Annotated in this window: 29 protein-coding genes and 1 tRNA gene; 7 read left to right on the top strand and 23 right to left on the bottom strand. The window is 54.0% G+C overall.

Annotated elements, in window-relative coordinates:
* Positions 1-3: 3 nt before the first annotated feature.
* The 14 genes from EQV90_RS18840 to trmJ all read right to left on the bottom strand — a co-directional run bounded on the left by EQV90_RS18840 (position 4) and on the right by trmJ (position 10851).
* Positions 4-960 (bottom strand): RodZ family helix-turn-helix domain-containing protein, encoded by a 957-nt coding sequence (locus EQV90_RS18840; protein WP_240878542.1) that lies wholly within the window; start codon positions 958-960, stop codon positions 4-6.
* On the bottom strand, positions 960-1718 hold the full coding sequence (gene pilW / locus EQV90_RS18835) for a type IV pilus biogenesis/stability protein PilW (protein WP_010655613.1): 759 nt from the start codon (positions 1716-1718) through the stop codon (positions 960-962). Before pilW ends, EQV90_RS18840 begins: the two co-directional genes overlap by 1 nt.
* 12 nt (positions 1719-1730) lie before the next feature.
* Positions 1731-2879 (bottom strand): 23S rRNA (adenine(2503)-C(2))-methyltransferase RlmN, encoded by a 1149-nt coding sequence (rlmN, locus tag EQV90_RS18830; protein ID WP_003443359.1) that lies wholly within the window; start codon positions 2877-2879, stop codon positions 1731-1733.
* Positions 2880-2907: 28 nt separating this feature from the next.
* Positions 2908-3333, bottom strand: coding sequence for a nucleoside-diphosphate kinase (gene ndk / locus EQV90_RS18825; RefSeq protein ID WP_003443361.1), 426 nt, complete (start codon positions 3331-3333; stop codon positions 2908-2910).
* Positions 3334-3427: 94 nt separating this feature from the next.
* Complete coding sequence (iscX, locus tag EQV90_RS18820; RefSeq protein WP_003443363.1) at positions 3428-3628, bottom strand: Fe-S cluster assembly protein IscX; 201 nt, start codon at positions 3626-3628, stop codon at positions 3428-3430.
* Between the two features lie 12 nt (positions 3629-3640).
* Positions 3641-3982, bottom strand: a complete 342-nt coding sequence (gene fdx / locus EQV90_RS18815; protein WP_003443365.1) for an ISC system 2Fe-2S type ferredoxin — start codon at positions 3980-3982, stop codon at positions 3641-3643.
* Positions 3983-3985: 3 nt separating this feature from the next.
* Positions 3986-5848 carry a Fe-S protein assembly chaperone HscA gene (gene hscA, locus EQV90_RS18810; protein ID WP_003443367.1) on the bottom strand — a complete coding sequence of 621 codons (1863 nt, stop codon included), beginning with the start codon at positions 5846-5848 and terminating at the stop codon, positions 3986-3988.
* Between the two features lie 51 nt (positions 5849-5899).
* Positions 5900-6421, bottom strand: a complete 522-nt coding sequence (gene hscB / locus EQV90_RS18805) for a co-chaperone HscB (RefSeq protein ID WP_003443369.1) — start codon at positions 6419-6421, stop codon at positions 5900-5902.
* 8 nt (positions 6422-6429) lie between these two features.
* Entirely contained in the window at positions 6430-6753 is a 324-nt protein-coding gene (gene iscA, locus EQV90_RS18800) for an iron-sulfur cluster assembly protein IscA (protein ID WP_003443371.1), read from the bottom strand.
* 67 nt (positions 6754-6820) lie between these two features.
* The gene (gene iscU, locus EQV90_RS18795; RefSeq protein ID WP_003443374.1) at positions 6821-7207 is read right to left on the bottom strand and encodes a Fe-S cluster assembly scaffold IscU; all 387 of its coding nucleotides are present in this window, start codon (positions 7205-7207) and stop codon (positions 6821-6823) included.
* A 95-nt stretch (positions 7208-7302) separates the two neighbouring features.
* Complete coding sequence (locus EQV90_RS18790) at positions 7303-8517, bottom strand: IscS subfamily cysteine desulfurase (protein ID WP_003443375.1); 1215 nt, start codon at positions 8515-8517, stop codon at positions 7303-7305.
* Positions 8518-8566: 49 nt separating this feature from the next.
* Positions 8567-9058, bottom strand: a complete 492-nt coding sequence (gene iscR, locus EQV90_RS18785; protein ID WP_003443378.1) for a Fe-S cluster assembly transcriptional regulator IscR — start codon at positions 9056-9058, stop codon at positions 8567-8569.
* A 243-nt stretch (positions 9059-9301) separates the two neighbouring features.
* Positions 9302-10078 (bottom strand): serine O-acetyltransferase, encoded by a 777-nt coding sequence (cysE, locus tag EQV90_RS18780; RefSeq protein WP_003443380.1) that lies wholly within the window; start codon positions 10076-10078, stop codon positions 9302-9304.
* A gap of 2 nt (positions 10079-10080) precedes the next feature.
* The gene (gene trmJ, locus EQV90_RS18775) at positions 10081-10851 is read right to left on the bottom strand and encodes a tRNA (cytosine(32)/uridine(32)-2'-O)-methyltransferase TrmJ (RefSeq protein WP_003443383.1); all 771 of its coding nucleotides are present in this window, start codon (positions 10849-10851) and stop codon (positions 10081-10083) included.
* Between the two features lie 143 nt (positions 10852-10994).
* Between trmJ and suhB the strand changes: the two genes are divergently transcribed.
* Positions 10995-11810, top strand: a complete 816-nt coding sequence (gene suhB / locus EQV90_RS18770) for an inositol-phosphate phosphatase (RefSeq protein ID WP_003443386.1) — start codon at positions 10995-10997, stop codon at positions 11808-11810.
* 172 nt (positions 11811-11982) lie between these two features.
* Here suhB and EQV90_RS18765 read toward each other — a convergent pair whose 3' ends face one another.
* The 6 genes from EQV90_RS18765 to queA form a co-directional block, all read right to left on the bottom strand.
* On the bottom strand, positions 11983-12510 hold the full coding sequence (locus tag EQV90_RS18765) for a glycine zipper 2TM domain-containing protein (protein WP_003443390.1): 528 nt from the start codon (positions 12508-12510) through the stop codon (positions 11983-11985).
* 122 nt (positions 12511-12632) lie between these two features.
* Positions 12633-13547, bottom strand: coding sequence for a protein translocase subunit SecF (gene secF / locus EQV90_RS18760; RefSeq protein WP_003443393.1), 915 nt, complete (start codon positions 13545-13547; stop codon positions 12633-12635).
* A 9-nt stretch (positions 13548-13556) separates the two neighbouring features.
* The gene (gene secD / locus EQV90_RS18755) at positions 13557-15425 is read right to left on the bottom strand and encodes a protein translocase subunit SecD (RefSeq protein WP_003443396.1); all 1869 of its coding nucleotides are present in this window, start codon (positions 15423-15425) and stop codon (positions 13557-13559) included.
* A gap of 67 nt (positions 15426-15492) precedes the next feature.
* Positions 15493-15831, bottom strand: a complete 339-nt coding sequence (gene yajC / locus EQV90_RS18750) for a preprotein translocase subunit YajC (RefSeq protein ID WP_003443398.1) — start codon at positions 15829-15831, stop codon at positions 15493-15495.
* A 42-nt stretch (positions 15832-15873) separates the two neighbouring features.
* Positions 15874-16989: a tRNA guanosine(34) transglycosylase Tgt gene (gene tgt, locus EQV90_RS18745; RefSeq protein WP_003443399.1), complete on the bottom strand. Its 1116-nt coding sequence runs from the start codon at positions 16987-16989 to the stop codon at positions 15874-15876.
* 11 nt (positions 16990-17000) lie between these two features.
* Positions 17001-18062, bottom strand: coding sequence for a tRNA preQ1(34) S-adenosylmethionine ribosyltransferase-isomerase QueA (gene queA / locus EQV90_RS18740; RefSeq protein WP_003443400.1), 1062 nt, complete (start codon positions 18060-18062; stop codon positions 17001-17003).
* A 106-nt stretch (positions 18063-18168) separates the two neighbouring features.
* On the opposite strand from queA, the gene EQV90_RS18735 reads away from it, so the two are divergent.
* Positions 18169-18253 (top strand) — tRNA-Leu (locus EQV90_RS18735).
* Positions 18254-19031: 778 nt separating this feature from the next.
* Entirely contained in the window at positions 19032-20426 is a 1395-nt protein-coding gene (locus EQV90_RS18730) for a J domain-containing protein (protein ID WP_240878541.1), read from the top strand.
* A gap of 473 nt (positions 20427-20899) precedes the next feature.
* On the opposite strand, the gene EQV90_RS18725 is transcribed toward EQV90_RS18730, so the two are convergent.
* Positions 20900-21418 carry a hypothetical protein gene (locus tag EQV90_RS18725; RefSeq protein WP_095030189.1) on the bottom strand — a complete coding sequence of 173 codons (519 nt, stop codon included), beginning with the start codon at positions 21416-21418 and terminating at the stop codon, positions 20900-20902.
* A gap of 99 nt (positions 21419-21517) precedes the next feature.
* Here EQV90_RS18725 and EQV90_RS18720 point away from each other — a divergent pair, with 99 nt between their 5' ends.
* From EQV90_RS18720 to EQV90_RS18705, 4 genes are all read left to right on the top strand, one after another.
* Positions 21518-22030: a hypothetical protein gene (locus tag EQV90_RS18720; RefSeq protein WP_131652541.1), complete on the top strand. Its 513-nt coding sequence runs from the start codon at positions 21518-21520 to the stop codon at positions 22028-22030.
* A gap of 309 nt (positions 22031-22339) precedes the next feature.
* Positions 22340-23362 carry a cellulose synthase operon protein YhjQ/BcsQ gene (locus EQV90_RS18715; RefSeq protein ID WP_240878540.1) on the top strand — a complete coding sequence of 341 codons (1023 nt, stop codon included), beginning with the start codon at positions 22340-22342 and terminating at the stop codon, positions 23360-23362.
* Between the two features lie 15 nt (positions 23363-23377).
* Positions 23378-23809, top strand: coding sequence for a hypothetical protein (locus EQV90_RS18710; RefSeq protein WP_240878539.1), 432 nt, complete (start codon positions 23378-23380; stop codon positions 23807-23809).
* A 272-nt stretch (positions 23810-24081) separates the two neighbouring features.
* The gene (locus EQV90_RS18705; RefSeq protein ID WP_240878538.1) at positions 24082-24360 is read left to right on the top strand and encodes a hypothetical protein; all 279 of its coding nucleotides are present in this window, start codon (positions 24082-24084) and stop codon (positions 24358-24360) included.
* 73 nt (positions 24361-24433) lie between these two features.
* Here EQV90_RS18705 and EQV90_RS18700 read toward each other — a convergent pair whose 3' ends face one another.
* Together EQV90_RS18700 and EQV90_RS18695 are read right to left on the bottom strand one after the other, a co-directional pair.
* The gene (locus EQV90_RS18700; protein ID WP_153377153.1) at positions 24434-24889 is read right to left on the bottom strand and encodes a hypothetical protein; all 456 of its coding nucleotides are present in this window, start codon (positions 24887-24889) and stop codon (positions 24434-24436) included.
* A 496-nt stretch (positions 24890-25385) separates the two neighbouring features.
* Entirely contained in the window at positions 25386-25880 is a 495-nt protein-coding gene (locus EQV90_RS18695) for a hypothetical protein (protein ID WP_240878537.1), read from the bottom strand.
* Positions 25881-25954 lie beyond the last annotated feature (74 nt).

Here is a 25954-nt window from a genome sequence, read left to right as displayed (position 1 = left end):
GACTTATTGACCTAACTTCAGGCGAGCAGTCTCGCCACTGGTGAAAGGAGCCACATCCACAGCCTGACCGTTGTAGGTCACCTGTGCGCCACGGGCATAGCCCAGACGCAGGGTCAGTGGAGGCTTGCCGCTCACTTCAAGATTCTCGCCCTTGCGCTTCAGACCACCGAACAGCACTTTGCCGGTGCCATCGGTGACTTGAGTCCAGCAATCGGCGGTGTATTGCAGATTGACCTTGCCAGTGCCTGCAACCGGTGCCGCGGGCGCCGCCGCATCAGGGGCTGCAACAGGTGCCGGCACAACCGGGGTCGGGGCAACAGGGGCTGGCGTAGCGGCAGGCGTTACAGGCGCAACCGGCAATGCCGGCGCATCTGTCCCGGCCTGCTGCGCAGCAGGATCCGTCGCCAGAGGCGTCTCGCCTTCGACCTTGGCTTCTGCCACTGCCTGGTCTTCCGGCTCGTCGAGCGGGTGGATCCGGGTCGTGCCGTCAGCACCTTCAACTTCGACGTGTTCCGGAGCCAGACCGATCAGGTCCTTGGCGCGCATGGACGTCTGATCCTGCCACCAGATGAAACCGCCACCTATCACGGCGATCAGCAACAGCAGGCTGACAATACGCAAAATGGTGTGGGAAACCCGCACAGGCTCTTCAATCCGGCCAAGACTGTGCACGTTGCTGCCATTGGCATCAGTCCCTGTGTACAAATCAAACTCATGGACCAGGCTGGTCTGATCCATACCAAGCAATTTGGCATAGGCACGGATGTAACCGCGCGCAAAAGTATGGCCTGGCAGCTTGTCGAACGCCCCGGTCTCAAGGTTGCTCAGGGAACTGGCCGTGAGATTGAGTTTCAAGGCGACTTCAGCCAACGTCCATCCATTGTTTTCACGGGCCTGACGCAGAGTCTCACCGGGATTGACACGAGTCGCTGCTAGAACTTCGGGTTGCGCCGCTTTCATCATTGCTCCGACAGGTATTGCTGATATTCCGGCGTGCCGGGATAGAGTCGTTTTAGTTGCTGGCCATAATTGGCAGTTGGGGTGCGCTCGTCGAAAACACTCGCCAGTCGCGCACCGAGCAATAGACTACGTGCATTTTGCCCGCTAAGCAGGCTAAAACGATCGTAATAGTCACGTGCGGGCACATAATGCCTGTCTTCGTAAGACAACTCAGCCATTTCGAGCAGTGCACGGGGTTGTTGACGATTCAGGCGCAAGGCTTTTTCGAGCTGCTGGCGACCTGCATCCCGTTGCCCCAGCCTGAGTGAAGCGACCCCCAGGTTCTCGTAGATGCGCGAACGCTCGGGATAAAGGTTGTCGGCCAGGGCTTTGTGGAATTGATCATGGGCCTCCTGATAACGCTGCTGCCCGAAAAGCAGGCTGCCATAGTTATTCAGGATCCGGGCATCGTCCGGCCGCGCACGCAGTGCTGTGCGAAAGGCCTGCCCGGCCAGTTCGAACTCCTGCTCGGACTGAAACACCAATGCCAGGGCAGCATTGGTGTCCGGATCAGTCTTGTCGAGCTCCAGGGCTTTACTCAAGGGGATCCTGGCCTGCTCGGTCATCCCCTGCTGAAGATAACCCAGACCCAGTTGAACATATGCCTCGCGCGCCGCGTTACGCCCCTTGTCAGTGGTCATCGGGTTTGAGCCGCCCGATGACACACAGCCAGCCAAAAAGCTGAGCAAGCCAAAAGAAAGCGCGGCGCGCAGGATCATGGATGTCCTCTCTCAGGGAGCCGGCGAAGCATTTTGCGTTACATCGCCTTCGCCGCTCTGCTCGTGCCCGGCAACCCAGCGCTCGCTACGACGGGTACGGTCATTGACCTGACCGACCAACTGGCCGCAAGCAGCGTCGATGTCTTCACCGCGAGTGGTACGCACTGTCACGTTATAACCGGCTTGATGCAGCAGATCCTGGAAACGGCGAATGGCGTTATTGCTTGGACGCTCATAGCCCGAATGCGGGAACGGGTTAAACGGGATCAGGTTGATCTTGCAAGGGGTGTCCTTGAGCAACTCGATCATTTCCACGGCATGTTCGACGTGGTCGTTGATGTCTTTGAGCATGGTGTACTCAACGGTCAAGACACGCTTCTCGCCCAGGGTCGACATATAGCGACGGCAGGACTCAAGCAGCATTTTGAGCGGGTACTTTTTGTTGATCGGCACCAACTGGCTGCGCAATGCATCGTTGGGTGCATGCAGCGACAACGCCAGGGAAACGTCGATGTGCTTGGCCAGCTCATCGATCATCGGCACCACGCCCGAGGTAGACAGTGTCACCCGGCGCTTGGAGATGCCGTAGCCCAGGTCATCCATCATCAGATGCATGGCGGCAATCACGTTGTCAAAGTTCAGCAGCGGCTCACCCATGCCCATCATCACCACGTTGGTGATGGCACGGTCGGCGGTTGCCGGGACGCTGCCAAAGGATTTGTTGGCAATCCACACCTGACCGATTACTTCGGCGGCGGTGAGGTTGCTATTGAAACCTTGCTTGCCGGTGGAGCAGAAACTGCAATCCAGGGCACAGCCTGCCTGGGACGAAACGCACAAAGTGCCACGTTTGCCCTGGGGAATGTAAACGGTTTCGACGCAGCTGCCGGACTCGACACGAACCACCCATTTACGGGTGCCATCGGTGGAGATGTCCTCGCTGACGACTTCAGGTCCACGAACCTCAGCAATGGCCTTGAGCTTGTCGCGCAAGGCCTTGCTGACGTTAGTCATGGCGTCGAAATCATCGACGCCAAAGTGGTGAATCCACTTCATGACCTGACCGGCACGGAAACGCTTCTCCCCGATTGAGTCGAAGAATTTCTCCATTTGGGGCTGAGTCAGGCCCAGCAGGTTTGTTTTGCCAGTCGTTGCAATCATGTCTTCACCCTCACTCACGAGCCAATACTTAGCGAGTGGTTACTTCAGTAGCTGCGAAAAAGTAGGAGATTTCGCGAGCAGCAGCTGCTTCAGAGTCGGAACCGTGAACAGCGTTAGCGTCGATGGATTCAGCGAAATCAGCACGGATAGTGCCGGCAGCTGCTTCTTTAGGGTTGGTAGCGCCCATCAGTTCGCGGTTCAGAGCGATGGCGTTTTCGCCTTCCAGAACCTGAACAACAACCGGACCGGAGATCATGAAAGCAACCAGGTCGCCGAAGAAGCCACGAGCGCTGTGCTCAGCGTAGAAGCCTTCAGCTTCAGCTTTGGACAGTTGCTTCAGTTTGGAAGCTACAACCTTCAGGCCGGCTTTTTCAAAACGGGTGGTGATCTCGCCGATAACGTTTTTTGCAACAGCGTCAGGCTTGATGATGGAGAAAGTGCGTTGAACAGCCATGGTGTAACTCCAGAAACAGTGATTTAAGCGAAAAATTAAACCCGCGAATTATACGCGGGTTCTTGGGTATTTCATAATTACGCGCGTTGCAAGTTTAGTCAGCTTCTTCGATCCACAAGCCCTGAATGGCTTCGAGGACCTTCTCGCCGCCACGATCAGGGATGTCATCGAACTCAGGCAACGCCATGACCAGGTTGCGCAGCTTGACGAAATTCACCGTCAGCGGATCGACATCCGGGTGGGCTTCGGCCAGTTGTATCGCGATTTCCTGCACATCAACCCATTTAAGGCTCATGACAATTCCTTATCAGTGCGGCGCTTCGGCGGCGTGGTTGAGCGAGTATTTCGGAATTTCGACCGTGATGTCTTCAGTGCCAACCCGGGCCTGACAGCTCAGGCGCGAGGTCGCTTCCAGACCCCAGGCCCGATCGAGGTAATCTTCTTCCAGCTCGTCAGCCTCATTGAGGGAGTCGAAGCCTTCACGAATCACACAGTGACAAGTGGTGCAGGCGCAAACACCGCCGCAAGCGCTTTCGATTTCGATGTGATTGTCGTGGGCCACTTCGAGAATGGTTTTGCCGGTCTCAGCCTCAACAACCATACCGTCCGGGCAATGCTCGGCGTGTGGCAGAAAAATGATCTGCGGCATCAGTTATTCCTCGATTTCATTCAAGTTGCGTCCCGACAGGGCGGCTTTAACCGTCAAGTCCATGCGCCGGGCAGCGAAGGCATCGGTCACTTGCGACAGACGCTTGGTCTGCTGCTCGATGGCATAACCATCGGTGCCTTTCAACAATTGGGCCAGTTCCTGCATTTGCAGTTCGATGACCATCCGCTCTTCGGCGTCCAGCAAACGATCGCCATCAACATCCAGCGCCGCCTGTACCGCCTCGATCAGACGCTGAGCATCGACCTGCTGCTCACGCAACACCCGTGCGACCTTGTCGTCACTGGCGTACTGGAACGAATCCTTGAGCATTTTGGCGATTTCACCATCGGTCAGACCGTAGGACGGCTTGACCTGAATGGTTGCCTCGACACCCGACCCCAGCTCGCGGGCCGTCACATTGAGCAAACCATCAGCATCGACCTGGAAGGTGACGCGGATTTTGGCGGCACCGGCCACCATGGGCGGAATGCCACGCAATTCAAAACGCGCCAGGGAGCGGCAATCACTGATCAGCTCGCGCTCGCCCTGCAGCACATGAATCATCATGGCCGTCTGGCCGTCTTTATAGGTGGTGAAGTCTTGCGCACGAGCCACCGGGATTGTGGTGTTGCGCGGAATGACCTTCTCCATCAGGCCGCCCATGGTCTCAAGACCGAGCGACAGCGGAATCACGTCCAGCAATAACAGTTCGCCACCATCACGCTTGTTACCGGCCAGGGTGTCGGCCTGAATCGCAGCACCAATGGCGACCACCTGATCGGGGTCGATATCGGTCAATGGCTGACGACCAAACATTTCGGCAACCGCTTCGCGCACACGCGGCACGCGGGTCGAACCACCGACCATCACCACCGCCTGAACTTCATCAAGCTCAATATTGGAGTCACGTACAGCACGGCGACAAGCCTTCAGACTGCGGGCAATCATCGGCTCGATCAGGGCATCGAAAGCTTCACGGGTCAGCTCGGCCTGCCAGTCGCCATAAGCGACAGATACGGACGAAGCATCGGTCAGACCTTCTTTGGCAGCGCAGGCAATTTGCAGCAATTGGCGCTGGGTGCCCGGATCGAGATCCGCCGACAAACCTGCCTGCTCGACAATCCAGCTGGCAATCGCATGGTCAAAGTCGTCGCCGCCCAGGGCGCTGTCGCCGCCAGTGGCCAGGACTTCAAACACACCGCCGGTCAAACGCAGGATCGAGATATCGAAAGTACCGCCACCCAGGTCATAGATGGCGACCACGCCTTCAGCGTGCTGGTCAAGACCGTACGCCACGGCAGCAGCAGTCGGCTCGTTGAGCAGGCGCAAGACATTGAGCCCGGCCAGTCGCGCCGCATCCTTGGTGGCCTGACGCTGAGCGTCATCGAAATAAGCCGGCACGGTGATCACCGCCCCTACCAATTCTCCGCCCAAGGTTTTTTCAGCACGCTCGCGCAGCACTTTCAAAATGTCGGCTGACACCTCTACCGGGCTTTTCGGGCCCTGCACGGTGTCAATGAACGGCATGTGCGACTCACCGCCCACAAAGCGATAAGGCAGCTGCTCGCCCAATTGCTTGACGTCGGACAGACCACGACCCATCAAGCGCTTGACCGACAGCACGGTATTGAAAGGATCACTGGAAGCCGCCAGACGGGCAGACTCGCCCACCTCGATGCGATCGGCGTGATAACGCACCGCAGACGGCAGGATGACTTTGCCGTCAGCATCGGCCAGCGGCTCGGAAAGACCGCTGCGCAAAGCAGCGACCAGCGAATTGGTAGTGCCCAAGTCGATCCCCACAGCCAGACGTCGCTGGTGCGGTTGAGGACTTTGGCCGGGTTCGGCGATCTGCAGTAGGGCCATCGTAATCAGGACTTATCTGTATATCAGGCGTGCAACCGTGGCGGCACTGGGTTAATCGTCGAGGCGCTCTTCTAACTGGCGCACTTCGTAAGTGAGCTTGTCGAGGAACTGCATGCGGCGCATCAGGCGCTCGGCCTGTTCGCGCTGCGCTGCATCATTCCAGCAAGCAGCGAAGCTGTCGTTCAACTGATCCTGAGCGGCTTTGAGCCGACGCTTGAATGCAGCAATACCTGCCATATCGGCGCTGTCCTGCAAGTCTTCAAGCTCTTCGCGCCAATGCATCTGCTGCATCAGAAACTCGGGATCATGCACCGTGACTTCCAGCGGCATCTCACGCCCATTCATCGCAAGCAGGTAACGCGCGCGCTTGGGTGGGCTTTTGAGCGTCTGGTAGGCCTCGTTGAGGCTGGCGGATTGCTCCAGCGCCAGTCGTTGCTCACGCTCGGAAGCATCAGCAAATCGATCCGGATGCACACCACGCGCCAACTCACGGTAGCGCGTGGCCAACTGCTCGAGATCCAGCGTGAAGCTCGGCTGCAGTTCAAATAATGCGAAATGACAAGGAGTGCCCACGAGTAGCCTCAGATGTTGAAGCTTTCGCCGCAGCCACATTCACCGCGCACGTTGGGATTGTTGAACTTGAAGCCTTCGTTCAACCCTTCCTTGGTGAAATCGAGTTCGGTACCGTCGAGATAGGTCAGGCTCTTGGGATCGATGATCACCTTTTCGCCATGACTCTCAAACACCTGGTCCTCACTGCCGACCTCATCAACGAACTCCATCACATAGGCGAGACCGGAACAGCCCGTAGTGCGAACACCCAGACGAATCCCCTCACCCTTGCCGCGCCCGTCAAGGGAACGACGAATATGCCGGGCCGCCGCTTCTGTCATGCTGATAGCCATCAGGACTCCTTACGAATCGCCAGTATCATCACCCTGCCCGCGCCATTGCTGGCAGCGGGCAAACGGATCAGATCAAACCTTTCTTCTGCTTGTAATCGCGAACAGCTGCCTTGATGGCGTCTTCTGCGAGTACCGAGCAGTGAATTTTTACCGGTGGCAAGGCCAGCTCTTCAGCCAGCTGAGTGTTTTTGATGGTCTCTGCTTCATCCAGAGTCTTGCCCTTCATCCACTCGGTTGCCAGGGAGCTGGAAGCGATTGCCGAACCGCAACCATAGGTCTTGAACTTGGCATCTTCAATGATGCCCTGCTCGTTGACCTTGATCTGCAAACGCATCACGTCGCCGCACGCCGGTGCACCCACCATGCCGGTGCCGACATCCGGGTCTTCCGCGTCCATCTTGCCGACGTTGCGCGGGTTTTCGTAGTGGTCGATGACCTTTTCGCTGTAAGCCATGGTACTAATCCTCACTCATCAGAGAGTCGCTCTTGAGACGCTGCAATGCTGCTGTTCGCTGCGTTTACAGCGCCTGCCTGTGGCGACTTAAATTGTTAGTGCGCCGCCCATTCGATTTTCGAAATGTCGATGCCGTCTTTGTACATGTCCCACAGCGGCGACAGTGCGCGCAGCTTGGTAACAGCCTCGCAAACCTTCTGCGCGGCGTAATCAATTTCTTCTTCAGTGGTGAAACGACCGAAGGTGAAGCGGATCGAGCTGTGTGCCAGTTCGTCGTTACGGCCCAGGGCGCGCAACACGTAGGACGGCTCAAGGGAAGCAGAGGTACAGGCCGAGCCGGACGACACGGCCAGATCCTTGAGCGCCATGATCAGCGACTCGCCTTCAACATAGTTGAAGCTCAGGTTCAGGTTGTGCGGTACGCGGGCGGTCATGCTGCCGTTGACGTACAGCTCTTCAAGGTGTTCAACCTGCTTGAAGAAACGGTCGCTCAGGGCTTTGATCCGGATGTTCTCGGCGGCCATTTCTTCTTTGGCGATCTGGAACGCTTCGCCCATGCCCACGATCTGGTGGGTAGCCAGGGTGCCCGAACGCATGCCGCGCTCATGACCGCCACCGTGCATGGCAGCTTCGATACGTACGCGAGGCTTGCGGCTTACATAAAGTGCGCCGATACCTTTAGGACCGTAAGTCTTGTGAGCCGAGAAGGACATCATGTCGACTTTCAGTTTTGCCAGGTCGATTTCAACCTTGCCGGTGGACTGGGCCGCATCGACATGGAACAACACGCCGCGCGAGCGAGTCAGCTCACCAATGGCGGCGATATCGTTGACGGTGCCGATTTCGTTGTTCACGTGCATGATCGAAACCAGGATGGTGTCATCACGCATGGCCGCTTCAACCATGGCCGGCGTTACCAGACCGTCGGTACCCGGTTCGATATAGGTCACTTCAAAGCCTTCGCGCTCCAGCTGACGCATGGTGTCGAGGACGGCTTTGTGTTCAATCTTGTCGGTGATCAGGTGCTTGCCTTTGGTGGCATAGAAATGCGCGGCACCCTTGATCGCCAGGTTGTTGGCCTCGGTTGCACCGGAGGTCCAGACAATTTCACGCGGGTCGGCGTTAACCAGATCGGCGACCTGACGACGGCCATTCTCCACCGCTTCTTCAGCCTTCCAGCCAAATACGTGGGAGCGCGACGCCGGGTTACCGAAGTTGCCGTCAACCAGCAGGCAGTCGCTCATTTTTTGAGCAACACGCGGATCAACCGGGGTAGTGGCTGAATAATCGAGGTAAATTGGCAATTTCATGGACTATCTCCTAAATCAGGCTGGCTGGCGCACCGTCGTTTTTATGCAATCACTCGACGGCGGACGCTTCGATCTTATCCAGGTGTGGCGCCTTGCCATTACAGCGGCGTTGATCCTGACGCTGGGCTACTTCTTGTACCTCACGGCGAGTGACAAGATCAGCCAAGCTGATACCGCTGAGAAAATCGTGGATCTGCAGGCTCAGGTCGCACCACAAATGGTGGGTCAGGCACGTGTCGCCGGCATGGCAATCGCCAAGCCCCTGGCAACGCGTGGCATCGACGGACTCGTTCACTGCATCGATAACCTGGGCTACCTGAATACCCTGCATGTCGCGCGACAGCTGATAGCCGCCGCCCGGGCCACGCACACTGGAAACCAGACTGCTGCGGCGCAACTTGGCAAACAGTTGCTCAAGGTAGGATAGGGAAATGCCCTGGCGTTCGGAAATATCAGCCAGGGACACCGGCCCGTGCTGTGCGTGCAACGCCAAATCAAGCATTGCAGTAACGGCGTAACGGCCTTTTGTAGTCAGTCTCATGGACAGGTACCACGGAATTCGGAATGGAGGCGAGTATGCTATTCCCGACTATTTAAGTCAAGTATTAGACCTAGTACTTTAGTCGGGATTACCCGCAAAACAGCGCGCGCATTGTAGCAGGGTATGCGGCGTAATGGCACATGAGGCATCAAGGCCTGACGCGCAAGACCCCGGGGGCCCCAGAGGCCGGCAACTGCTCAGCGCAGCGTCACCAGACCAGCTCCCCCAGGGTCAAAGCAAGACCTAGACCGCCTTGCCTTGATCCTTGTCCTTGACGCAGGCGAAGTCCTCTTCGCGCAGCTGCGGCAGGTCCTGAGCGCAATAAGTGCTGCCCAGATCCTTGAGCGCCCCGCACATGCCATCAAGCTTGCCGTCGACCGCCTGCAGATGATCCAGCAACTGACCAATGGCCCGCGCCACCGGATCCGGCATGTCCTCGCCGACACCGTAAGCATCAAAGCCAATCTTCTCGGCCATGGCCTTGCGCTTGGCTTGTGCCTCATCGTCGCTCTTGATGATGATGCGCCCCGGGATCCCGACAACCGTCGCCCCGGCAGGCACCTCTTTGGTCACCACGGCATTGGAGCCAACCTTGGCTCCGGCACCCACGGTAAACGGACCAAGAACCTTGGCCCCCGCCCCCACCACAACCCCGTTTTCCAGAGTCGGATGGCGCTTGCCCTTGTTCCAGCTCGTGCCGCCCAGCGTCACACCCTGATAAAGGGTCACGTCGTCGCCGATTTCAGCCGTCTCACCAATGACGATACCCATGCCGTGGTCGATGAAAAACCGACGCCCCACCTTGGCCCCCGGGTGAATCTCGATCCCGGTCAGCCAGCGCCCGAAGTTCGACACCAGCCGAGCCAGCCATTTCCAGCCAGCCCCCCACAGCAAAGCGGACAAGCGGTGAATCCAGATGGCATGCATGCCCGGGTAGCAGGTCAACACCTCAAAAGCATTACGCGCAGCAGGATCACGATGAAACACACTCTGGATATCTTCACGCAGACGCTCGAACATCATTAATCCTTGCGCTTGAGCAACTCGCCACGAGCTGCTTTTTGGGTTTCGGTGAGAATGCCACGCAAAATGTTCATTTCTGCACGACTGACCGAGCTGCGCCCGTACAGTCGGCGCAAGCGCGCCATGAGGTGACGCGGCTTTTCCGGATCCATGAACTCGATGGCCACCAGGGTCTGCTCCAGATGCTCATAGAAGCGCTCCAGTTCATCCATGGTCGCCAGCTCGCCACTTTTAGTGGAAGCCACTTCCTCTTTTTCGATTTTGCTCGGCTGACCCTGAGCCGCCAGCCATGACATGCGGATCTCGTAGCTCAAGACCTGCACGGCAGCACCCAGATTCAGAGAGCTGAATTCGGGGTCCGAAGGGATATGCACATGAAAGTGGCAACGCTGCAGCTCTTCATTGGTCAGGCCGGAATCTTCACGACCGAACACCAGGGCGATTTCAGCCCCCTGCCCCGCCTCTTCCACCACTTTCTGCCCGCACTCGCGCGGGTCCAGCAGCGGCCAGGGGATACGACGATCACGGGCACTGGTGCCCAGCACCAGATTACAACCCACCAGGGCATCTTCCAGGGTGGCAACGACTTGTGCATTCTCAAGAATGTCACCCGCCCCCGACGCCCGGGCATCAGCCTCATGGTGCGGAAACAACCTGGGCTCCACCAGAACCAGCCGCGACAATCCCATGTTTTTCATGGCACGCGCAGCACCGCCGATGTTCCCGGGATGACTGGTATTGACCAGAACGACACGAATATTAGGCAGCAAAGGAAGCGCTCACAGGCCAACAAAAGGGAGCAAATCTTACCTAAGCGAAACGCCATAAGCTACGAAAGCTAATGCAAACCTTCATCTACTGAACTTTTCTGATAGAATATTCGGCTTTCTTTAACGACCTAGGTGAAACGTCCATGCAGCCCATGCTGAATATCGCGCTGCGCGCCGCCCGCAGCGCCAGTGAATTGATTTTCCGCTCCATCGAGCGCCTGGATACCATCAAGGTCGACGAAAAAGACGCCAAGGATTACGTCTCTGAAGTCGATCGTGCTGCTGAACAGAAAATCATCGACGCCTTGCGCAAGGCCTACCCGACACACGGCATCCGCGGTGAAGAAACCGGCATGCACCCAGGCAGCGGTGAAGGTGAAGACTACCTGTGGATCATCGATCCGCTGGATGGCACCACCAACTTCCTGCGCGGCGTTCCACACTTCGCCGTAAGCATCGCCTGCAAATACCGTGGCCGCCTTGAGCACGCAGTGGTTCTCGACCCGGTTCGCCAGGAAGAATTCACCGCCAGCCGTGGCCGTGGCGCCCAGCTCAATGGTCGCCGCCTGCGTGTCAGCGGTCGCACCAGCCTTGATGGCGCCCTGCTGGGTACCGGCTTCCCGTTCCGCGACAACCAGATGGACAACCTGGATAACTACCTAGGCATGTTCCGCAGCCTGGTTGGCCAGACTGCCGGCATCCGCCGCGCCGGTGCTGCCAGCCTGGACCTGGCTTACGTTGCAGCCGGCCGTTATGACGCATTCTGGGAGTCGGGCCTGTCCGAGTGGGACATGGCAGCAGGCGCCCTGCTGATCCAGGAAGCCGGCGGTCTCGTCAGCGACTTCACCGGCGGCCACGATTTCCTTGAAAAAGGCCACATCGTTGCCGGCAACACCAAGTGCTTCAAAGCTGTACTGACCGCAATCCAGCCACACCTGCCGGCCTCGCTGAAACGCTAAGCGAACTCCGCGCATAAAAAAAGCACCCTTCGGGGTGCTTTTTTTTGACTGCCATTCCAACAAAGACCTGGCCAACCTTTGACCGGACTCCGGATACCTGCAGGAGCGAGCTACATACCAGCAGACTCGATATCCGCAATGCCCCGCTGAACAGCCCGCCCCGGCAGTGGCATTAATTCAGGATCAACTTGCCCTGCTTGTCGACGGCAATTTCATTGCCCGGCTCATGATCCATCCGCACCTTGCCTTCCTTGCCATCCAGCGAGTAACGCACGTCATAACCGACAACCTTGTCGCTGATGTCGTTGACCGTGTTGCAGCGCGTTTGCGTCGTGGTATAGGTATCGCGGTTCTGCATGCCTTCCTGAACCTTGTTACCGGCATAGCCACCACCGACCGCACCGGCCACCGTGGCGATCTTCTTGCCGTTACCACCACCCACCTGATTACCCAGCAAACCGCCAGCGACTGCACCCAGTACGCTACCGACGATCTGATGCTGATCCTTGACCGGCGCCTGACGCGTCACAGTCACATCCTTGCACACCTCACGCGGTGTCTTGATCTGTTGCGTGACCGGCTGAACAGCCAATACCTGCGCAGACTCAGGGCCTTTAACCAGGGTGTAGGTGGCAAAAGCGCCCCCGGCGGTCACAGCCACCGCACCTAAAACAGCACCTACCAGCAAAGACTTGTTCACTTGAACCTCCAAACCATCACAGATGGGAAAAATCCCACGCTAATCCCAGCCTTGGAGCACAAAAAAAGGCGCGAGTTCAATACTCGCGCCTTTTTAGGTAACAACTCGAAGATGATTAACCGTTATGGACGGTCATCGATCTCCTTGTCGGTCACAACAGGAGGAATCAAATCCTCGGCACTCAGGTTCAACCAGATCAGCACCACGTTGGCGATGTAGATCGACGAGTAAGTACCCGCCAATACGCCCACGAACAGCGCGATCGAGAAGCCCCACAGGTTATCGCCACCGAAGATCAGCAGTGCCGCGATCGCCAACAGGGTGGAGATCGAGGTCGCCATGGTGCGCAACAGGGTTTGCGTGGTCGAGATGTTGATGTTATCGATCAGGCTGGCCTTGCGCAGCACCCGGAAGTTCTCCCGCACCCGGTCGAATACCACGATGGTGTCGTTGAGCGAGTAGCCAATAATGGCCAGCACCGCCGCCAGCACCGTCAGGTCGAAGGTAATCTGGAAGAACGACAGCACGCCCATGGTCACGATCACGTCGTGAACCAGAGACACGATCGCGCCCACCGCGAACTTCCACTGAAAGCGGAAGGCCAGGTACAGCATGATGCCGCCCAGCGCCATCAGCATGCCGAGGCCGCCCTGGTCGCGCAGTTCTTCACCCACTTGCGGGCCCACGAACTCAACGCGCTTGATGACCGCAGGGTTAGCCGTATCGGCCTGCCCCAGCGCCGCTGCAACCTTGTTGCCCAGCAACGGATCATCGCCAGGCATACGCACCAGCAGGTCGGTGGTAGCACCAAAGCTCTGTACTACAGCGTCATGGAAGCCTGCCGAGGCAAGCTCGGTACGCACCTTGGTCAGATCTGCCGGCTTCTCGTAGGTCAGCTCGATGAGCGTACCGCCAGTGAAGTCCAGGCCGTAGTTCATGCCCTTGTGGAACATGCTGAACAAAGCCAGCACGGTGAGTACTACAGTGACGCCGAACGCAACGTTGCGAACGCCCATGAAGTTGATTGTACGTAACATGGCAGCCCCTTAAATCCACAACTTCTTGAAGTCCCGACCGCCGTACACAAGGTTGACCATTGCGCGGGTCACCATAATGGCCGTGAACATCGAGGTAAAGATCCCGAGGGACATGGTCACCGCAAAGCCTTTGACCGGCCCGGTACCCATGGCAAAGAGAATCCCGCCAACCAGCAGAGTTGTCAGGTTGGAGTCGACAATCGCCGTAAATGCACGACTGAAGCCTTCATTGATCGCTCGCTGCACCGTCATGCCATTGGCGATCTCTTCACGAATCCGCGAGAAGATCAGCACGTTGGCATCGACCGCCATACCCATGGTCAAGACGATACCGGCAATCCCCGGCAGGGTCAGGGTTGCACCCAGCACCGACATCAGAGCCAGCAGCAAGACCATGTTGCCCGCCAGCGCCACCGTCGCAATCACACCGAAGAAACGGTAGATGGCAATGATGAAGATCGACACGAACAGCATGCCCCACAGCGATGCATCGATACCCTTGGTGATGTTGTCAGCACCCAGGCTCGGACCAATGGTGCGCTCTTCAGCGAAGTACATTGGCGCTGCCAGACCACCGGCACGCAACAGCAAGGCAAGCTCGGAAGCCTCACCCTGGCCATTCAGACCGGTAATCCGGAACTGGCTGCCCAGTGGCGACTGGATGGTCGCCAGGCTGATGATCTTCTTGTCTTCCTTGAACGTCTGGGTCGGCACGTCCTTCTCGACACCGTCGACCACTTGCTTGGTGTAAGTCGTCACCGGGCGCTGCTCGATGAAGATTACCGCCATGCTGCGGCCCACGTTGCTGCGGGTCGAACGACTCATCAGCTCGCCACCGTGACCATCAAGCTTGATGTTCACCTGTGGACGACCGTGCTCGTCAAAGCCTGCCTGAGCGTCTGTCACCTGGTCACCGGTGATGATCAGACCGCGCTCGATTTGCGCGCCAGGACGATTGCCTTCGCGGAATTCGAACGTCTCGGAAGTGGCTTTGGAAGCGCCCGGCTCTGCTGCCAGACGGAACTCAAGGTTGGCCGTCTTGCCCAGAATACGCTTGGCTTCGGCGGTGTCTTGCACGCCCGGCAGTTCAACCACGATGCGGTTGGCACCCTGACGCTGAACCAGAGGCTCGGCAACACCCAACTCGTTGACCCGGTTACGGACCGTTGTCAGGTTTTGCTTGATGGAATACTCACGGATTTCCGCCAGCTTGGCCGGGGTCATCGCCAGACGCAGAACCGGCTGACCATTGAGATCGGCTGTGGTTACGTCAAAGTCATTGAAGTTCTTGCGGATAAGGCTACGCGCTTGCTCACGGACCGCTTCATCAGTGAAACCCAACTGAATGGCGCCATTGAGTTGCGGCAGGCTGCGATAACGCACCTTCTCTTTACGCAGCAGACTTTTGACATCGCCTTCGTACACTTTCATACGTGCATCGACGGCTTTATCCATGTCCACTTCCAGCAGGAAGTGCACACCACCAGACAAGTCCAGACCCAGTTTCATCGGGTGAGCACCCAGACTACGCAACCATTGCGGCGTGGTCTGTGCCAGGTTGAGCGCTACGACATAGTCGTCACCCAAAGCCTTGCGCACCACATCCTTGGCGGGTAGCTGGTCGTCTTTCTTGACCAGACGCAGCAAACCACCTTTGCCGCCCTGGGCCAAAGAGGCTGCCTTGACTTCAATGCCTGCATCGGTCAGTGCCTTGCTTGCACGATCCAGATCAGCCTGGCTGACCTGCAAAGCCGTGCTCGCACCCGAAATCTGAATTGCCGGGTCATCAGGGTACAGATTGGGAGCGGAATAAATAAAACCGATCGCCAGCACAGCCAGGATCAGAATGTATTTCCACAGAGGGTATTTGTTCAGCATCAATCACGCCGCCCGCTTAAAACGCGGGGCGCCTTGCGCGCCCCGTCGATTGTTAAAAGTTGAAACTTTAGATCGCTTTCAGCGTGCCTTTAGGCAACGTGGCTGCAACAGAGCCTTTCTGAATTTTCAGTTCAACAGTGTCCGACACTTCAATCACAACGAACGCATCGGAAACTTTGACGATTTTGCCGGCGATGCCGCCAGTAGTTACGATCTCGTCACCTTTTTGCAGGTTACCCAACAGGGCTTTCTGCTCTTTGGCGCGCTTGGCCTGTGGACGCCAGATCATCAGATAGAAGATGACCAGGAAGCCGACCAGGAAAATCCATTCAAAACCGCCACCCATAGGGCCAGCAGCGGCAGGTGCAGCAGCGTCCGCGAAAGCGGAAGAGATGAAAAAGCTCATTAAGCACTCCAGTTGCAATGTTGTTTCTTAAAGGTCCGAAACTCAGTCCAAGGGCGGCACAGGCAGCCCGCGCTTGGCATAGAAGGCGTCGACAAAGGTGGCCAATGTACCCTGTTGAATAGACTCGCGCAAACCAGCCATGAGCACCTGATAGTGCCGCAAATTATGGATGGTATTGAGCATGCTCCCCAGCATTTCGCCGCACTTGTCCAGATGATGCAGATAAGCGCGGGAGAAGTTCTGGCACGTATAGCAGTCACAGGTCGGATCCAGCGGCGAATCATCATGGCGATGAAACGCGTTACGGATCTTGATTACACCGGTATCAATAAACAGATGCCCGTTGCGGGCATTGCGGGTTGGCATCACGCAATCGAACATGTCCACACCGCGGCGCACACCCTCAACCAGATCTTCCGGCTTGCCAACTCCCATAAGGTAACGAGGTTTGTCAGCAGGCATCATCCCGGGCAGGTAATCCAGCACCTTGATCATTTCGTGCTTGGGCTCGCCCACCGACAGACCGCCGATGGCCAGGCCATCAAAACCGATCTTGTTCAGGCCTTCGAGCGAACGCTCGCGCAGGTTCTGGTGCATGCCGCCCTGAACGATGCCGAACAAGGCCGCCGTGTTGTCACCATGGGCAATCTTGGAACGCTGGGCCCAGCGCAACGACAGCTCCATGGAAACACGCGCCACGTCTTCATCGGCCGGGTACGGCGTGCACTCGTCAAAAATCATCACCACGTCGGAGCCCAGATCGCGCTGGACCTGCATCGACTCTTCCGGCCCCATGAACACCTTGGCGCCATCAACCGGCGAAGCAAAGGTCACGCCCTCTTCCTTGATCTTGCGCATGGCGCCCAGGCTGAACACCTGGAAACCACCCGAATCGGTCAGGATCGGACCTTGCCACTTCATGAAATCGTGCAGGTCGCCGTGCTTCTTGATCACTTCAGTGCCAGGACGCAACCACAGGTGAAAGGTGTTGCCCAGAATCATCTGCGCGCCGGTATCGACGATATCGCGCGGCAGCATCCCCTTGACCGTGCCGTAGGTACCGACCGGCATGAAGGCCGGGGTCTCGACCACACCGCGGGGAAAGGTCAGACGACCGCGACGAGCCTTGCCATCAGTGGCAAGCAGCTCGAAAGACATACGACAGTTGCTCATGCTTGATCCTCAGGGGCCGGGGCAGGAGCCGTCGGCGCAGGATTGCGGGTGATGAACATTGCATCACCGTAACTAAAGAAGCGGTACCCATGCTCAACCGCAGCCTTATAGGCCGCCATGGTTTCGGGATAACCGGCGAACGCCGAAACCAGCATCAGCAGCGTGGATTCAGGCAAATGGAAATTGGTAACCAGGGCATCGACCACATGGAACGGCCGGCCCGGGAAGATAAAGATATCGGTATCGCCACTGAACGGCTTGAGCACGCCATCGCGGGCAGCACTCTCCAGCGAACGGACGCTGGTCGTACCTACCGCAATCACCCGCCCGCCCCGTGCACGGCACGCCGCCACGGCATCCACCACATCCTGGCCGACTTCCAGCCATTCAGTGTGCATATGGTGATCTTCAAGACGCTCGACCCGCACCGGCTGGAACGTACCGGCACCTACGTGCAGGGTCACGAACGCAGTCTCGACGCCCTTGGCGGCAATCGCCTGCATCAACGGCTCATCGAAGTGCAGCCCCGCCGTCGGTGCCGCGACCGCACCGAGGCGCTCGGCGTACACCGTCTGATAGCGCTCGCGGTCCGAACCTTCATCCGGACGGTCGATATAAGGTGGCAACGGCATATGCCCGACGCGGTCCAGCAGAGGCAAAACCTCCTCGGCAAAGCCCAGCTCGAACAACGCATCATGGCGCGCCAGCATCTCGGCTTCGCCGCCGCCATCAATCAGGATTTTCGACCCTGGTTTCGGCGACTTGCTGGAGCGCACATGCGCCAGTACCCGATGACTGTCGAGCACCCGTTCAACCAGAATTTCCAGCTTGCCGCCCGAGGCCTTCTGGCCGAACAAGCGAGCAGGAATTACCCGGGTATTGTTAAACACCATCAGATCGCCCGGGCGTAAATGCTCAAGCAAATCAGTGAATTGACGATGTGCCAGTGCCCCGCTCTCCCCATCCAGGGTCAGCAGGCGACTGTTGCGGCGCTCCGCCAAAGGATGGCGTGCGATGAGTGAATCAGGGAGCTCGAAAGTAAAGTCAGCAACGCGCATGATAGGTTTCGTCTAGCAGGGCCGGGAAGTTTAACGGACTTAGTAAAAATAGACCAATAAGTTGTTGACCGACCTAAACCTCATCTCTATACTTCGCCGCCATTGAGCCCTGATGGCGGAATTGGTAGACGCGGCGGATTCAAAATCCGTTTTCGCAAGAAGTGGGAGTTCGAGTCTCCCTCGGGGCACCATCTTTTTCCTTTAAAATCAAGCACTTAGCGGTTTTGAAGGAAATGTTTTTGGAAGTAAAATTTGGAAGTGTTTTTGTAACTTCCAAATCAAGAAACCCAGCCTAATCGCTGGGTTTTTTATTGCCTAAAATTTGACCAATCCGTTGATCACGATTCAAGCGTGGGATTTACTGAATGGAATGGAACACAGTAACAACTGAAAATCAGACTATGGGACTCCACTCCTACACACCAAAAAACCACCATAGGGCTATCGGACACGATGGTTGGATAGGTGCGTAATTGCATTCACTTGACCACCTGTTTGCATTCGACTTGACCACTGATTTGCATCGGATTTGACCGGCAGGCTTCCTACCCATGAGCGGCAGCAGTCGACCCAGATCGGACACTCGCAGCGGCCAGTTTTGGCTTGCCAGCGATCAATCCACGGGCCGCGAAATGCTAAAAGTGCTTCCCGCAGCCAGGTTGGATTAGACATCAATAACAATACGAGCGAATACGCCATTGGAGTCCATATGTCTCGTGGCTAAACCTGTACTCACCTAGAAGCTCCAGAGTGCACCTTATGTCGATACACGCCTCGACACAGGCATGGCCCCTAGCGTTTAAAATGGACTGCTCAAATAGCAATTGGCTATCATAGGGGATGCCCGCGAATCGGCATTTTTCGGATCGTTACTCCAGTGTTCTCAAACCACTAGTTTGCGATTGAGGGCGCCCATTCGATCTTAGCCACATGTACCTGCTAGCCAGCTGGCATGACAAGGATCTTTTCATGCAATGCGACAAAACCGACCCTAATGGTTTCTATGCAGTCCTGGGCGTGAGCCCCGCCGCCACTGATGAACAGATCAAGGCAGCATATCGCAGGCGTGCGATGGACCTGCACCCTGACCGTAACCCCGCGAAAGACACCACTAAGCTATTTCAATTCTTGAATGAGGCTTACGCAGTGCTCTCAAACGCGGAATTGAGAGCCGAATACGATAGAGGGGAGCCCGAAAATACACGCGCCAAACCAACAGCGCCTGCGATCCCGGACCCTGTAATCTGTACGATCTGCGCGAAGGTGTCAGCCCAGCCTAGGGTAGTGGTTTTCCGCTCCGTGAAAAGCTTCCTTTTGGTTACTCTGCGGAAGCCTATAGCTGGTGTCTACTGTAGTGACTGTGCTCAGAAGCAGTCGTTGAAAGCGTCTGCAATCACCTGGCTGCTGGGTTGGTGGGGCTTTCCGTGGGGGCCGATCTATACGCTACAGGCGCTAGTGACGAACATGTTCGGAGGCACACACCCACCTCTTGAGAATGCCCGGATGCTGGGCTACCAGGCTTACTATTTCTACGCGACTGGTCGGCCCGACTTGGCGCAGTCACTTGCTAAAAGCGCGATGAAGTACTGCAAAAAAATACCAAGCGAATCGAGCTCTGGAGGGGCATCAGTAAAAGAGATAGAGAGCCTAACCGGAAACCTTGAATTTTTTATGCGGGAGCTAGGAGGCCACACCGAGGCCAAGCAGCTAAAAAGCAGCTGGGGGCTGATCCATAAGCGCTTCTTCATCCATTTGGGTGCAGTCGTCGCTGTAGGCTTAGGGATTGCCGTTGCTGTGATCAATGCACCAGCATCTAATTACACCCCGCCGCGAGGACCAATGCCCTACTCAGCTCAGCCTGTAGCTGCACAATTACCAACCGTCCCTAACGGAAAAACAGCTCAGAATAGCCCTACCGCAGTTTCAACGAAGGCAGTCGCCAGGCCGGCCTATGTCAGGCCTAAAACAACTCCGAATGGCAGGCCATGGCCGAAAAACGCAGGTTATCTGGCTGGCGAGCCTCAAACCCACACATCCGGTCATTCAGAAATCACAATCGACAATGGGCGAAACAGTTCGGATGTCTTTTTGAAGCTCGTGGCGCTACAAGGGACCGTGGCTAGACCGGCACGGCAGGTATTCATCCCAGCGCACAGTCAATTCACGATGAAAAGCCTCACGTCGGGCCGCTATGACGTTCGATATCGAGATCTCAATTCCGGTGGATTATCTCGATCGGAATCCATGCAATTAACTGAAAAGACCACGTATCGCGGTACTGAATACGCCGTGATCACACTCACCCTCTATAAAGTAGCGAATGGGAACGCAGCGACCTACTCGCTTTCTGAAGATGAGTTTTAGCTCAGAGGTTGGCTTGCGCATTGCCAACATATTCAAGAAGAATATCTATAGGTAATGGTGCATCCATGTGGTGCGGCCGCACAAAAATCTCGCTTAACCGACGTCAGCTTCTGGCCGGTTTCTGCCAGTGCAGACAGGCTGGAGGGCGGCGACTTGCCCCCTGTAGGCAGGAAGCGTGTTGGTGAAATCCGTTGCAAATGACTGGTCAAGTTGAATGCAAATCGGTGGTCAGGTCGAATGCAAACGGGTGGTCAAGTGGGGTGCAATTTCGCAGATAGGGTCAAATCAGTAAGGTTGTTCGTGCAGCGAAGAAGAAATTCCGCTATCAGGGAGCACTTAATTGGAGAAGCTTAAATAGCCTTATTCCGCTTTTTCACAAGCGACGGCTCATCACCTCTCACGCACTACCCTTCCCGCGCAGCGGAGTGGCTTCTACAAGGCATTGCCCCTCACAGAAGCCACACCACCTCAAATCATTCCATCTCGAGCTTGTAAGGCTTGGATTTCGCTACGGTCTGAAATTTGTTCGACTTCTCATCGAAGACAACAACCCCGTCGCTCTGAACCATGTCAGTGCCTTTGTAGTCGAGGCTGGACATGAAAATCATGTTGCTCGAAGCCTGATGAGCCTTCCCGCCACTGACTTTCGGCAGTTCAGTTTTGTCGGTAGGGAACTGCATCGGAGCCTTGTAGACCTTGCCGTTGTTCACATCGATAAATGCCGTAGATTGGCAGCCAGTCCCGCAGCCAAACGAAGTGACGACGAAGTGCCCAGCAAAATTAGCCTTTTGGCCCACAGCACGCTCAACAGCCTCTTTGGACTTCCAGTAGCCTGCAAGGTCAGGGTTCGACTTCCAGTCAATCTTGCTCACGGTCTTCGTAGACACGGCAGAGGCCGGATAAGCCTCAAATTTGAAGCGTTCATCAGCACCCGCACTCATAGCGCCCATAGCACAGCCAATCAGCACCAAACCGCTCAAAATCCGTTTCATGTGGCTTACTCAATGATTTCAATGAGCCATCAAAATAGCTCTAGCTAGAAAGGCACGCAATCAGCAAATGCTATTATTATAAAAACAACCTTCAACCACATGAAAAATCAACAATCAGAAATTCAACACATCAATAATGCATTGCACGCTTTAATCAATCCAAACGATAGTGATTCGTGCATTTTCCCTCGCTCCTTTATTCAGTCCATGAAGTCAGTCAACGCTGATTCAGTCATCGACGCAATGAAAGCCCCGGCTTTACAGAAAGAATATTTCTCAGAAGGCTACTCACACTCAATCTTTGAAAAGACAGAAAAGGGTAAAGACCAGTATGCACAGGCTCACCTGAACGCTTTGCAGATTGCTGTTGCTATAAGAAATGAAGCGCCTGTTTTCTACGATGAAATGAAGAAATTCAGCAGAATCGTTCACGAAGCCAACAAGCAGGCGCAGGCAAATGGCGTTTCGAACGGGTACGACAACAACTATTTAGCATTAGCAGAGCGCGGGCTTTCAAACAAGCTTCTTCAAGCCTACCCAGCGATTCGCTCTGATTCACTATCTTCAAATGATTCTGATGTAAAACCTAAGCGAAAAACTCTCAAACCTTAAAACTGCACCTGATGGTGCTTTTTTATTGACTAAAGTAAAAAGCCTTTTCTGATATCCAAAAAATCAAAATCATTAGGTTTTGATATCCCTTCAGTCTAAAAATCACAGATCTATTCTTTTACTAAAGCGATGAATTAATCCATGATCCGTTTCAGTTCTTACGCACGTCAGACGTGAATAGGACGCAAATAAGACGTAGGTAATAAATATTTCTGATTTATTTTAAACTTTTTTCTCACTAACGTAAGAAATTAGAAAAATAAATGATATAACTTTAAACATAACCAAATTATTAATAGAGAAAACACAATGAACCAATCAGTAAATTTCGAAACAAAACCTCTAATACCAGCGTTGCAAGCTGCAAAAATTCTTGCTTGGATTAGCCACAAAAGCATTTGTAAATCCACAGCCATAGCGAATCTCACTCACGCTTTGGTTTTCCAAGGAATGCGCGTTTTAATCGTAGACACAGATGGCGTACCGACAATCCAGATGTTTTTCGAGCAGCACAAAGAAGAAACAGAAAATCGTATCGCTAAAAACAAAGCGAAGGTAAATGCTCTTCAAGCAAAAGGCCGCGCAGTTTCTCAGACATTGCTAGACCAAATCGAATATGACGAATTCGCCATTGAGAACCGTCCTGTTGTGATTGCACGCAGCCTTCACGAATTAGACGCTCAGTTCGACGTTATCAAGCGTGAATACGCTAATTTCGACTACATCATTGTTGACGTACCAGCTAAGGTTCTTGACTCAAAAAATAACCCAATCAAAGAAATCAAGCGCTTAATCAGTTTCAGTAACCTCGTTATCACTCCTTATAAAGGTGATAACCAAAACGCTGTAACGGCTGTAACTGTATCCAGCATCATCGAAGATTTGAAGTACGACGCTGTAAGTCTTGGCGGAAAATTCAACACCAAAGTACGTTCACTTCTAGCGTTCGAACCAGCACGCATCAAGGCAAATGCGAAAGAAGTCAGCGCAAACCTCACGCTCACTGATACATCCACTACGGCTGCAAGGCTCGCACGTAATGCAGAGCGTAAAGCCCTGAAAGAAATCGACCGTAATAGCCAGATGATAGCGGACATTAAAAAGTTTGGAGAATTCTTTGGCGAGCATCAAATGCCGCTCAATGCACCTTTGATTTTCCGCTCGGTTTACCCGAATCAGTTCAACAAAGGTCAATCCATCTACAACGCTACAACCGAATCAGCAAAGCTTGCTCAGGCTGAATTCAATCTAGTAGTCGATGCAATCCTTTCAGCATTCGACGAAGAACCAGAAGCTGTTAAGGCTTCTGAAACAATCACAATCACAAACTAAAACAGGAGAATTATTATGACATTCGATATAAAAGCAGTTAAAGCACGCGCAGAAGCAAAAAGAGCAGAGAACACACAAACACAAGAAACCCAGCCAGAAGCCGTGGTTGTGGAACTGGCCCCAGCAGTTATAAGAACCAAGTCAGAGGCGGCTCTCATCGACCTCAACGCTGTTAAGCGTGGCAACAAGAACGTGAGAAAGACCCTTTCTTACACAAGCCATGCAGCGCGCTCAGTAGAGCTGGTAGCCGGGATTTTCGACACTGACCGCTACGAAACATCTCTATTCGCAGCCCTTGGAGCAGACATTGAAATCCTCAACCGCTTGCGTTTGTTGGCTTTGGATAACCCTGACCTCAAAAAGATATTCATCGACTTGGAAGAACGTTTGGATTACGAAGACAGAATTTTCAAGAACCTTGCTGACAAAGAGTTGGCAAGAACTTAAAGCAACAGATTCAAACCCTCAGCCTCTTAACCGAGGCTTTTTGTTGCCTGAATTTTGAACGTCCTATGTACGTCTGACATTCATATGACCAACGAAACCCCGGTAAACGTTACGTCTGACGTTCGTCCCACCTACGTCATAATTATTTCTTACTTAAAAAAGAAATAAGTCAGAAATAAATTGCTTAACTGCAAATTGGCAGTTTTCAGAATGGTATAATTTGTGTATAGGAAGAGAAAACCTTTCTAAATAACCAAAAACCGGAGCTAAAAATGATAAATACAAATTCAAAAATCGCTAATCAATTCTTAAATGACTTAGGCAATTTCAAAAACGACATAAAACCATTCAACAATATTTCAGTACAAGACGTAAATGACACATTTGTCATTTTGAAAAACGAAGCAACAGGCAAGTCTTCAAATTACAGCAAGTCCGACCTTGCGGAATCTATCACTTTCAAATTAGATTTGGGGATTTTCAACGAGCAAGAAGTAACGAAAGAAAATTCACAAAGCAAATTCTCAGAGTTATGTACCCTTCTCGTTTAAACCAACCGTGAATCAAAGCAGCCCTTGAAGGGCTTTTTTTGTGCCTGCTATTATTCTGGCCGTGTGGAAATTCTCACCTCTTGCCGCTTCCATAGCTCCCCGGCAAGCGTGCCCATGTATCCAGCATATCCACCCGTTTAGGGCTTTTCTTTTTGACTGCAACCACTGGCTTGACAGGGATTTTCAGTTTGAATTTGTTGCCAGCAAATTCTTCGAGACTGACTTTAAAGCTCATACGTTCGTTAGGTGCAGTACCGCTTCGCGTGAAGACAGCACCCTTCTCCCCCATCTTGCTTTTGAAGCCTAGGCGTTCACAAATCCAAGCCGCAACAAACAGCTTGTAGTCTCGATTAGTGAACACATCCACCATCGGGCTAAGCACCGTGCTATTGCCATGCTTGATGAAGTGTTCAATGCTGTATATCAGTGCATCACTGTACAGAACAGACATAAGCACTTTCTTTTCATCGAGCAAGGCTCGTAAGCGGCTTCTATTAAGGTCTGTGATGAGTTCGTATGAGTCCTTCATGTCGCTCTGAATCCTTCATGGGCACGTTTGACCCGCTATTAGAACCAAAAAATGGCGCTTTGTCTTGAAATCCAGAAGAAATCGCGAGTGTTTACCCACCGAAATTCAACACAGCTCGCCTAAACCCATCCCATTTACGTCAGACGTTCGTAAGACGTAGGTAATAACTTAATCAGAAACAAGTAAGAATAAAGTAATATATTTGAAATTAATTGCCACTAAGGACTTGATTTAATTTTTAATTTGGTATAATTCGGGTATAACCAAATTATTAATCATGAAAAACGCACAAACGAACCCTGTACCAGTAGTTAAACCAATTCAAAACAAACAACCGATTAATCTTTACCTTGATTTTTTCTGCACTTCTATCTGCCGAGACACGATAAAGAAACTCGCTGAATCCAAACCTCACTAACACCCCTTCCCCCGCTTCAGCGGGATTGGCTTTCTCAAATCGCAGGCAAAAAAAAGCCACTGATTTAAGTGGCTAGAATTAATGTGCTAGGCGAATTGACTTGTAGTAAAAAGCCTTGTGGATTAAATCAGCATGTACCTTCATAGCGTAATAGCCCACTGCACCAACAACAAAATACGCTGCTGCAAATGAGTACAGGACAGTGAAATACGCATCTAAATCTTTACCCATGAATACATTTTTAGCCAAATTATAGGCATTAGAGCTGTACGAGTCGTTAAACCAAAACTTAATCTCTGGTGCAAAACTGTAAATATCCACGCCGAAAAAATTCATTTTGGCTGTTTGATATGTCGCAATCAAAAATACGAACGCCATCAGGTATTTGAATTTATCCATGTAAGAATGGATTTTCGCTTCTCTGTTTGTTCTCCCAATGTCACCAACGCTCATGCCTTTATCGACATACTTAAAAAATCTAACAAGCATTGAGACAAGAATTGCACACGCAGGAGGGAACAGTGAATCGCCCCTAGTTTCGTAGACACCTCCAAGCCTTAAAATGAGGCCCATTAGGAGGTGCCATGAGCAACCAGCGATATCCCGAAGAATTCAAAATCCAGGCGGTCAAACAAGTGACCGAAAAG

The sequence above is a fragment of the Pseudomonas sp. TMW22089 genome (genome assembly GCF_022496645.1).
Lineage (GTDB): Bacteria > Pseudomonadota > Gammaproteobacteria > Pseudomonadales > Pseudomonadaceae > Aquipseudomonas > Aquipseudomonas paraversuta.
Note: the sequence above shows the minus strand (reverse complement) of the source record. Positions and strands in the feature narration are given on the sequence as shown.